Origin of the sequence: Micromonospora palythoicola (assembly GCF_036689795.1) — a bacterium.
Classification (GTDB): domain Bacteria; phylum Actinomycetota; class Actinomycetes; order Mycobacteriales; family Micromonosporaceae; genus Micromonospora; species Micromonospora palythoicola.
Map to the genome: position 1 here is coordinate 60,679 of NZ_JBAGKI010000029.1, position 9,889 is coordinate 70,567.

Consider the following 9,889-nt stretch of genomic DNA (forward strand, 5'->3'; position numbering starts at 1 on the left):
CTGCAGGGCCGTTCCGGACCAAGATCCACGCGGGTCGGGTTAGGGCTGGCAGGTGGGGCACCAGTAGAGGTTGCGGGCGGTGATGGTGCCTCGGCTGATCGGGGTGCGGCAGACGTGGCAGGGCTGGCCGGGGCGGCGGTAGACGTAGACCTCTCCCCCGTGGCGGTCGACGCGGGCCGGACGACCCATCGCCTCGGGCAGGTGGGCGGCGCGGACGGTGTCGATCCGGCCGGTGCCGACCGCGAGCGTCATCAGTTCCACCAGATCGGCCCAGAGCACCTCCCACCCGGCCCGGGTCAGTTCCCGGCCGGGCAGCCTCGGCGACAGACCGGCGCGGAACAGCGCCTCGGTCACGAAGATCAGACCGGTGCCGGCCACCACCGTCTGGTCCAGCAGCAGCGCCGCGAGCGGCGTCACGCTCCGCGAGATCCGGGCGTACGCCCGCTCCGGATCGGCATCGGCGCGCAGCGGATCCGGTCCGAGTCGCGCCCGCAGGGCGGCCACCTCGGGCGGGCTGAGCAGCTCGCAGGCGGTCGGCCCGCGCAGGTCGAGCCAGTGCCGGTCACTGGTCAGCCGGAGCCGGATCTGCCCGACCGGCTCCGGCGGCTCACCGTCACCGTCGGTGACCTTGCCGTAGAGGCCGAGGTGCACGTGCAGCGTCAGCTCACCGGCGTAGTGGTGCAACAGGTGCTTGCCGTACGCCTCGGTGGCTTCCAGCACCGTGCCGGAGATCCGGGCGGCACCGTCGACGAAGCGGCCCTGGGGGCTGGCGGCCAGCACCTTGTCCCCGGCGAACAGCTCGGCGTGCCGGGCCGCCAGGCGATGAATCGTGTGTCCCTCTGGCACGGCGCCAAGCGTAGCCAGCGGGCCGGTGAGCAGCGGTCGGGCCGGGCCTCGCCACATCGTGACGGCCGGCGGGGTGCGTGCACCGGCCCCGAACCGGTCCGGGCAGCTTTGCTACTCGACGGTAAGTGATCGCCCCCGACGTCTGGTTCAATTGCCGGTCGGGCCGCCAGCACGGCGGGCAGCACGTCGACTCGATGGGGTGGTGAGTCGTGACGGATCGGATGCGCCGCGCGGTGGTGATCGGCAACAGCGACGGGATCGGACTGGCGTTCACCCGCCGGCTGCTCGCCGACGGCTGGCTGGTCACCGGGCTGTCCCGGCGGGCCAACGCGATCATCGTCCCCACGTACGCCCACCACACCGTCGACGTCACCGCGCCCGACTATCCCGAGGTGCTGGGTAAGGCGATCGACGAACTCGGCGGGGTGGACCTGTGCGTCTACGCCGCCGGCATCGGCGAACCCGTCGACCCGGCCGACCTGGACGCGCAGACACGCACCTTCGAGGTCAACCTGATGGGCGCGGTACGCACCGCCGCCGTGGTGGTGCCGACGATGCTCGCCGCCGGTGACGGGCACCTGATCGGGATCTCCAGCCTGGCCGACCGGCTGGTCTCCGGCGAGGCACCCGGCTACGCCGGTTCGAAGGCGGGGCTGTCGTCGTACCTGATGGGTCTTGCGGCGGCCCTGCGCCGGCACGGCGTGCACGTGACCACCGTGCGGTTCGGATTCGTCGACACGAAGATGGCCAAGGGCACGTTCCGACCGCTGATGCTCCCGGTCGACCGGGCCGTGGAGGTCCTCGCGCACTGTGTCCGCAACCGCCCCGTCCGCGTCTCCCGCCCCCGCCGCCTCGCCCTCCTCGCCTCGGCCCTCGCCCCCCTCACCCGCCCCCACTGATCCCCCACCCCCCCACCCCCACCCCCGCCCTGCGTCGATCTTGCAGTTATGGTCGTTGATATGCCCCATTGACATGCTTTGTCGCGACGAGAACCGCAAGATCGACGAAGGTGGGGCGGTGGGGTTGGGGTGTCGGGTGGGTGGGGGGTGGGTACCTGCGAGGTGTTGTGGCGTGGTTGGCGAATACGGGGCGATGCCGCCATCCGCGCAATCGATCAGGAGGTGAACCATGAAGTTTCCTTCGCTGTTGCGCCGGGAGGAAGCGGCGGCACCGGCAGCCGACGACGACCGGACCTGGACGGTCGCCACCGACACCCGCCCCGCCGAGCGATCCGATGTCGAGGGCCGCACCGAGGACGGCACCGACCGCCGACCCCCGGCCAACGACACCGTCATCGCCGGCCGAACCGCCACCGACCGGGCCGCCAGCCCGACCACGAGCGGCCAGAACGAACACCCGGGTCGCCGGTCCGACGCCGAGCGGGCCGCCGAGGCCCGCGCCGCCACCGCTCGCTCCACCGTGCACGGCTCGCGCAGCGCCCGAGCCGCCACCACCGGGACCGCCGACCGCGACCGTTCCGTCGACGACCCGAACAGCACCAGCCTCGACCGCGACCGGACCATCGACGGCCGCCACCTGACCGACCTCGACCGCACCGCTGCGGGCGATCGGGCCGTCGAGGCGGATCGCGGTGCCGACCGGGACCGGATCGCCGGCACCGTCGAACGGGACCGCAGTGTCGACGACGACCGGACCGCCGACGATGCAGCCGGCCGGGACGTGCCGCCGGCACCGGCTGGCCCGCGACCCCGGGCCAGCCTGCTGGCCACGCTCGGCCTGATCGTCGGCGTCGGCAGCGTCCTGTTCGTGCTCACCGGCGCCCTCGCCGGGTACGGCATCGCGCTGGGCGCGGTCGGTGCGGTGCTCGCCGTGCTCGGACTGATGGCCACCCGCCGGCGGCACGTCGCCGGCAAGTCCGACGCGCTGCTGGGCATCGCCTTCGGACTCGGGGCGGTCGTGCTGGGCGTGCTCGCGATGACCGGCCAGTACGACTGGCCGACCACCGACGGGGATACCGTGGTCCGCTTCCGCGAGTGGCTTGATTCACAGTTTGTGGATCGCCTGTAGCGGGCACCTTTCGCCCTGCCGGTGGTTCACCGGTGCCGGACGGTGCGAAACCGACCGTAGCCCGATCAGATCTGGTGGTTCACCAGCCGGGCGCACACGCTCGTCAGGGGCGGCGATTCGCCGCCCCTGACGTATGCCCGGGGAGGCTCGGGGCCGTGACGTGGGCCGCCCGCCGGGTCGGGTCACGACCCATACGCAATGAATCTGCACCACTCGGGTGCCAAACGCAATGATCTGCCGCTGAATGCAAGGGTTCGCGGTGGATCCTGCTGGTCTTGCCCGCATACCGTTGAGCCACGGCGCCAGCCCGTGGGCCGACGGTGGCCGGGCGCGCCCGAGGCTTGGAGCAGGACAGATGACGATGGACGCCACCCGCCAACGGTTTCTGATGTGTCGGCCGACGTACTTCGCCGTCGACTACGCGATCAACCCGTGGATGGATCCGACCGCCCCGGTCGACGTCGACCTCGCCGTACGGCAGTGGGAGCGGCTGCGGCAGGTCTACCTCGACCTGGGCCACACCGTCGAGGAGATCGCGCCGGTACCGGGGCTGCCCGACATGGTCTTCGCCGCCAACGGCGGCACCGTGATCGACGGCAAGGCGATGGCGGTGCAGTTCCGCGACCCGCAGCGCGCCGACGAGGCCCCCGCGTACCGCGCCTGGTTCGAGGCCGCCGGCTTCGAGATGTACGACCCGAAGCACGTGAACGAGGGCGAGGGCGACGTCCTGCTGGCCGGCGACCACCTGCTCGCCGGCACCGGTTTCCGCACCGCGCACGCCTCGCACGCCCAGCTCCAGGAGGTCTTCGGGTACCCGGTGATCACCATGCAGCTGGTCGACCCCCGCTTCTACCACCTGGACACCGCGCTGACCGTGCTCGACGAACGCACCGTGGCGTACCTGCCCGAGGCGTTCTCGCCGGGCAGCCAGGCCGTGCTCCGCCGGCTCTTCCCGGACGCGGTGCACGCCACCATGGCCGACGCGGAGGTGCTCGGCCTCAACGCGGTCAGCGACGGCCGGCACGTGGTGCTGCCCGAGCAGGCCACCGGTCTGGCCGCCAAGCTGCGCGACCGGGGCTACCAGACGATCGGCGTCGACCTGTCCGAGCTGCGTCGGGCCGGCGGTGGCCCAAAGTGCTGCACGTTGCGACTCCGTCAGGGAAAGGCAGACCGATGATCGAGGACATGCTGCGGACCCCCGCCGCGGTGCAGGACTCGGAGCGGCACACCGCGCACAACTACCACCCGCTGCCGGTGGTGATCACCTCGGCCGAGGGTGCCTGGGTGACCGACGTGGACGGCAACCGCTACCTGGACTGCCTGGCCGGCTACTCGGCGCTGAACTTCGGTCACCGGCACCCGACGCTTATCGCCGCCGCGCACGCCCAGCTCGACAGGCTCACGCTGACCAGCCGGGCGTTCATCCACGACCAGTTCGCCGACTTCTGCCGGGAACTGGCGGCGCTGTGCGGCAAGGACCTGGTGCTGCCGATGAACACCGGGGCCGAGGCCGTGGAGACCGGCATCAAGGTGGCCCGCAAGTGGGGCTACCAGGTCAAGGGGGTACCGGCCGGCCAGGCGAACATCGTGGTCGCGGAGGGCAACTTCCACGGGCGGACGACCACGATCGTCAGCTTCTCCACCGACTCCGACGCCCGGGCCGACTTCGGGCCGTACACGCCGGGCTTCCGGGTCGTGCCCTACGGCGACCTGGCCGCGCTGAGCGAGGCGATCGACGAGCACACCGTCGCCGTGCTGCTGGAGCCGATCCAGGGCGAGCAGGGCGTGGTGGTGCCGCCCGAGGGCTACCTGCCCGGCGTACGGCGGCTGTGCACCGAGCGCGAGGTGTTGTTCATCGCCGACGAGATCCAGTCCGGCCTGGGCCGCACCGGCGCCACGTTCGCCTGCGAGCAGGAGGGCGTCGTGCCGGACATGTACCTGCTGGGCAAGGCGCTCGGCGGGGGCATCGTGCCGGTCTCCGCGGTGGCCGCCGACACCGACGTGCTCGGCGTACTCAAGCCCGGCCAGCACGGTTCCACCTTCGGCGGCAACCCCCTCGCCTGCGCCGTGGCCACCGAGGTGGTCCGGCTGCTGGCGACCGGCGAGTTCCAGCGCCGCTCCGCCGCACTCGGCGAGCGGCTGCACGCCGGTCTGCGCGGCCTGATCGGCCAGGGGCTGGTCGCGGTACGCGGCCGAGGTCTGTGGGCCGGCCTGGACATCGACCCGGCGCTGATGAGCGGCCGGGAGGCCTGCGAACGGCTGATGGAGCGCGGGGTGCTGGCCAAGGACACGCACGGCTCGACCATCCGGCTCGCCCCGCCGCTGGTGATCACCGAGGAGGAGATCGACCACGCGGTGGCGCAGCTGACCGCCGTACTGGCCGGCTGAGCTGTCGTACCGCCGGTGGCGACGGGCCGACGTGCCCGGCGCCACCGGCGTCAGCGCGGCAGGCGCATCGCCATGGTCGGCGCCTCGGACATCACCGAGTCCGGGTTGTACGGCGCTCCCGCCGGGAACTCGTTCGGCCGGCCGACCTGCACCCCGGGGTACAGCTCCACCATGTCACCGGCGCCGAGCACCCGGGACTGCTGGGGGGCCAGTGCCAGCCGGTCCGTCTCCGCCAGCGAGCCGCCCGGCCGTACGCCCGAACCGTTGGTGCTGACGTCGGTCGCCACGACGTCCGCACCGCGCAGCTCCAGCCGCAGGTGGTTGCGGCTGATCCAGCGTCGCGCCTCGTCGTTGAGCCACTGGCCGAGCATGATGCCGCCGGAGCCCTCCGGTGCCCGGCCGATCGTCACCGGCTGGTCCTCGGTGAGCACGAAACGACGACGGATCAGGCCACCGACGCGTACCGCGAGAACCTCACCGCGCGGCCGGGGCCCGGCGTCCCGCAGCCGCGCACCGTGCCGGGGGCAGGTGGGTACGCCGTTGCGCAGCGACGGCGGCGGCTGCCCGGTCGGCGCGCGGTCGATCCGGGCCAGGTCGGCGAAGGCTCCGCCGCCACCGGCACCGCCGAACAAGGTGCAGCCGGACTCGGGGCAACGCCACTCACGGGAGAGCAGCTTGGCGCCGGCCGGTGAGGGCGGGCCGGAGACCGGGGTGTGACCGCCGCCGACGTGGGCGATGAAGACCGGGCCGCCAGCACCCGGCACCGGGGCGAGGACCCGGCCCGGCTGCTCCACCAGCCAGGGGAACCGCCCGCGTAGGCCGTCGAAGCGGACCCGGCTGAGCACCGGCAGGCCGAGCAGGTCGGCCACCTCCAGCATCCGGTCACCGGGGTTGTCGAGCACCTCCACCAGGCCGTCGTCGGCCCACCGACGCACCACCATCCGCTCGTTGGAGGTGAGGTCGGCGTCGGAGAGCATGCCCCGGTGCACGACCGCGTAGACCGGGACGCTGTCCTCCTCCAGGCTGCGCGCCAGCGCATCGATGACCATGCCGAGGCGCAGCGAACTGGCCGGCCGCCCACCGTCGAGATCCTGGTAGCGGATGATCTCCGCCAGGTCGAGCACCGCGCGGGCCAGTTGCGGGTCGGTGCAGACCCGACCCTCGATGGCGTCCAGCACCTTGCTGATCTCGAACCTCATCAGGCACTCTCCACGATCTCGTCGATCCGCCGGGCCAGTCGGATGTCACGCATGGTGACCCCGCCGACCGAGTGGGTCACGCAGCGGAAGGTCACCGTGCGCCATCGGATGTCGATGTCGGGGTGGTGGTCCAGTTCCTCTGCCGTGGCGGCGACCCGGTCGACCACTGCGATGGCGTCCAGGAAGCTGACCAGCTCCACGGTTCGGGTGATCCCGGCGGGGTCTCCCGACCAACCCGCCAGCCCACCCAGCTCGTCTCGCACCGCCTCGGCGGTGAGCACCTCTGCCATGGCCAGACCCTACCGGTGCCGGTCGGCACCACCGCCACCAGCGGCGACCCACCCACACCGCACCGATCACCCACCGGAGGCGACCACATCAGGGATGTTGTCGCCTCCGCCGCTGTTTGAACAGCAGAATCCTCGATCTTGTCGCCCTCGGCGTGGTCCGTGGCGGATGCCGGCGATGTTGGGGAGACGCTGGCCCGAGGCGTGGTTGTGGGCCGGAGGTCAGCTCATGCGGCCGACGGCGGACCGCAGTCGGACCAGGTCCCGACGGCGGCGCTCGTAGGTGGTGGCCAAGCCGATCAGCGCCAACCCGGCGACGGCCAGGAAGGCCCACCGGGGCAGCAGATCCCAGCTGCGCACCAGCTCGTACAGGGCCAGCAAGGTCAGCGTGCCCCCGCCGAGCAGCACCGGCGCCTGCCAGCGGCGGACCGCACCGAGCAGCGTCGCGGCGAGCGCGACGACACCGATCAGCAGCCGCCGCCAAGGGTCCGGGTCGGTGCCGAACAGCACGGCGGTCAGGCTGGGCAGCAGCAGGGCGGCCAGGCCCGGGCCGAGCGCGAGCCAGCTGTTCAGTCCCGGACGGGTACGCAGCCCCACCGCACCAGCGACCAGCGCCACCGCCGCCAGTGGCACCGTGTACGCCTCCAGCACGCTGACTCCGCCGGCCGCCAGCAGCAGCCAGACGGCCAGCAGTTCACTGCCCCCGCCGATACCGGCGAAGACCCCGCGCCGCTCGATCGACTCGTCCCGACGCAACAGCCGGACACCCATCGCGACGCCCCACAGCACGCAGATCGTCGCGGCATGCCGGAGTGCGCCAAGGGTGAGCAGCAGCGCGAGCAGCGCCACCGCCTGTGCGGCGACGTCCAGCACCCGGCCGAGCAACACTCCCGCGGCGGGGGCGGCGGATGTCCCGAACGCCGTTCGGGTGGTCCCCGCCGCCGGCGCAACAGTCGGTGGGGGCCCTGTCGGTCGCGGCGGCTTCCACCGGCTCGACGGCAGTGTCGCGGCGAGCGCGAGGGTGAGTGCGGCGACACCGAGCACCGCGAACGCCGCCACCCGCGGCGGCTGCCCGCCGGCCAGCGGTGCGGTGACCGCGAACCCGGTCGCCGCCGCCACCGCCACCAGCCAGCCGAGTACGCGTACCGGCACCCGACGCGCGGCCACGCCGACGACCGTCGCCGCCACCACCGACAGCCCCAGCGCGCCCAGGGTGCCCGCCCGGGTGGCGTGGAGGTTGAGCAGCCCGGCAACCGCCAGCACCAGACCGACCGGCAGGGCCACCGCACCGAACCGTCCGCCCGGGCGCGACAGCGCGACCGTCAGCAGCAGAGCCACCCCACCGAGCAGCGCCACCGCCGGCACCACCGGCCACGGCGTGGCGGCGGCGACCAGCAGCACCGGGCCGGCGGCGGCCACGAAGGGCAGCACCGCACCAGCCACCCGCCAACCACCGGCACGTGCGCCCCTGGCACCGGCGGCGCGTGCGTCGTCGCCGCTGCCACCGGCGGCGCGTGCGTCGTCGCCGCTGCCACGGCCGCCCGGACCAGCGCCGGCACCCGCAGCGCCACCCACGGCACCCGACTGTGCGCCGAGCCCTCCGGCCCGCGCGGCCTCGACTGGCCGTGTCTCGGGGCCGGGGCGCGAGGCAGGCCAGACGGCCAGCGCTGCCGCCAACGCCAGCAGTGCCATGGTCAGGCCGACCGGTAGCGCGTCCGGTGCCGCCCGGGTCGCTGGCGCGCCGGACCACGGTGCGGACGGCGGTCCGTACGGCGTCAGCAGGGCGGACAGCACCATCGGTAGGGCCGCCACCGTCGCCACCGTGGCCAGACCCAGCCCGGCCACCGGCAACAGCCCCACCGGGCGGGCCCGCCTCCCGGCGAGCGCGACAAGCAACGTCGCCACCGCCGCGTACACCGTCACCCGCTCGGCACCCGGCACGGCCAGGGGCGACAGGCCGGTCAGCGCGGCCACCACGGCGAGCCCGCTGGCGGCGTACCCGGCCAGTTCGGGCCAGGACCGACGCAGCGCGAGCAGCGCCACCGCCGGCAGCGCGACGGCGGCCAGCGCGCCCCGGGCCTGCCACCACGGTGGGGCACCGGCGCCGATCAGCGCGATCGCCGTTCCCGCCGGTACCACGAGCACCGCGGCAGCCAGCCCGCAACCAGCCACCGCCCGCCGCACCGGGTCGCCGCCCCGGCCGGCGACCGCCACACCGAGGCCGACGGCCAGGACCACCGCGCAGGCGGTACCGGCACCGATCGGGTCGGCCAGCCCGACCAGCAGCCCGTGCCCGAGCAGTGCCGCACCGGCCGAGGCCGAGGTGAGCACCGCGACGGTGGGCAGTGTCGGGCGGAGCACCGCCGCGAACAGCAACACCACCCCGACCGCAAGGTCGATCGCGACGACCGCCGGCCACGGCGCGGCCCAGGCCACCGGCACGGCGAACGCGGTCGCGGCGAGACCGGCCGTCAGCACCGCCGACTGCGCCGCCCGGGGCAGCAGCACCGCCACCGCCACCGAGGTCAGCGCCGCCGCCACCGGCAGTTGCCAGCCCCAGGCGAACAACGGGCCCGCCGTGGCGCCCCGCCACGGCGGCAACGACCGACCCACGGCGGCCCCCGCCAGCAGCAGTCCCGCCAACGTCGCCAGCAGCCCGCCACCGCCGGCCACCAGCAAGGCCCCCACGCGTGGACCGGGCCGCCAGCCGGGCGGGAGCAGCCGTACCGCACCGGCCAGTCCGGCCGCGACCAGCGCCGCCACCAGCAGCCACACCGAGGCGCGTAGCTCCACCACCGGGCGGAGAACCGCCCCGGCCAGCACCGGCACCAGCGTGCCGGCCGCCAGCGCCCGTACCGACCCGCCACCGGCCAGCAACGCCGCGCCGAAGGCGGTCAGCGCCACCAGCAGCATCGGCCCGCCGGCGAGCAGCGGTACCCCGGCCGCCCGACCGACCAGCAGGGGCACCAGTGCGCAGCCCGCGGCGAGCAGCAGCCAGCCGGCGAACCAGGCCCAGGCCAGGAGCGTCCCGGCCAGCCGCACCGCCGGTGGGGGGGCGGGCCCCCCCGGCCCCCCCCCACCCCCCCCCCCCCCCCCCCCCGCCCCCCCCCCCCCCGCGCCCCCCGGCCCCCCCCCCCCCAC

General features: G+C 74.1%; 8 protein-coding genes. 4 read left to right on the forward strand and 4 right to left on the reverse strand.

What is annotated here, in order from left to right:
* Positions 1 to 39: 39 nt before the first annotated feature.
* Complete coding sequence (locus tag V5O40_RS15440) at positions 40 to 846, reverse strand: Fpg/Nei family DNA glycosylase (RefSeq protein WP_332906074.1); 807 nt, start codon at positions 844 to 846, stop codon at positions 40 to 42.
* A gap of 209 nt (positions 847 to 1,055) precedes the next feature.
* Between V5O40_RS15440 and V5O40_RS15445 the strand changes: the two genes are divergently transcribed.
* The 4 genes from V5O40_RS15445 (at position 1,056) to rocD (ending at position 5,262) form a co-directional block, all read left to right on the forward strand.
* Positions 1,056 to 1,745 carry an SDR family NAD(P)-dependent oxidoreductase gene (locus V5O40_RS15445; RefSeq protein WP_332906075.1) on the forward strand — a complete coding sequence of 230 codons (690 nt, stop codon included), beginning with the start codon at positions 1,056 to 1,058 and terminating at the stop codon, positions 1,743 to 1,745.
* A 229-nt stretch (positions 1,746 to 1,974) separates the two neighbouring features.
* Entirely contained in the window at positions 1,975 to 2,874 is a 900-nt protein-coding gene (locus V5O40_RS15450) for a DUF308 domain-containing protein (protein ID WP_332906076.1), read from the forward strand.
* A 361-nt stretch (positions 2,875 to 3,235) separates the two neighbouring features.
* Positions 3,236 to 4,051 carry a dimethylargininase gene (gene ddaH / locus V5O40_RS15455; protein ID WP_332906081.1) on the forward strand — a complete coding sequence of 272 codons (816 nt, stop codon included), beginning with the start codon at positions 3,236 to 3,238 and terminating at the stop codon, positions 4,049 to 4,051.
* Positions 4,048 to 5,262 carry an ornithine--oxo-acid transaminase gene (rocD, locus tag V5O40_RS15460; protein ID WP_332906077.1) on the forward strand — a complete coding sequence of 405 codons (1,215 nt, stop codon included), beginning with the start codon at positions 4,048 to 4,050 and terminating at the stop codon, positions 5,260 to 5,262. The genes ddaH and rocD overlap by 4 nt, the downstream gene beginning before the upstream one ends.
* Positions 5,263 to 5,312: 50 nt before the next feature.
* Here the strand turns inward: rocD and V5O40_RS15465 are convergent, their stop codons facing one another.
* From V5O40_RS15465 to V5O40_RS15475, 3 genes are all read right to left on the reverse strand, one after another.
* Positions 5,313 to 6,461, reverse strand: a complete 1,149-nt coding sequence (locus V5O40_RS15465) for an FHA domain-containing protein (protein ID WP_332906078.1) — start codon at positions 6,459 to 6,461, stop codon at positions 5,313 to 5,315.
* Positions 6,461 to 6,751 (reverse strand): 4a-hydroxytetrahydrobiopterin dehydratase, encoded by a 291-nt coding sequence (locus V5O40_RS15470; protein ID WP_164447688.1) that lies wholly within the window; start codon positions 6,749 to 6,751, stop codon positions 6,461 to 6,463. The genes V5O40_RS15465 and V5O40_RS15470 overlap by 1 nt, the downstream gene beginning before the upstream one ends.
* A gap of 219 nt (positions 6,752 to 6,970) precedes the next feature.
* On the reverse strand, positions 6,971 to 9,790 hold the full coding sequence (locus V5O40_RS15475; RefSeq protein WP_332906079.1) for an SCO7613 C-terminal domain-containing membrane protein: 2,820 nt from the start codon (positions 9,788 to 9,790) through the stop codon (positions 6,971 to 6,973).
* Positions 9,791 to 9,889 lie beyond the last annotated feature (99 nt).

Bases quoted from the DNA above. Each gene is read 5' to 3' on its own strand.
- ddaH (WP_332906081.1), top strand. From the start codon at position 3,236: ATGGACGCCACCCGCCAACGGTTTCTGATGTGTCGGCCGACGTACTTC.
- V5O40_RS15465 (WP_332906078.1), bottom strand. From the start codon at position 6,461: ATGAGGTTCGAGATCAGCAAGGTGCTGGACGCCATCGAGGGTCGGGTC.
- rocD (WP_332906077.1), top strand. From the start codon at position 4,048: ATGATCGAGGACATGCTGCGGACCCCCGCCGCGGTGCAGGACTCGGAG.
- V5O40_RS15470 (WP_164447688.1), bottom strand. From the start codon at position 6,751: ATGGCAGAGGTGCTCACCGCCGAGGCGGTGCGAGACGAGCTGGGTGGG.
- V5O40_RS15450 (WP_332906076.1), top strand. From the start codon at position 1,975: ATGAAGTTTCCTTCGCTGTTGCGCCGGGAGGAAGCGGCGGCACCGGCA.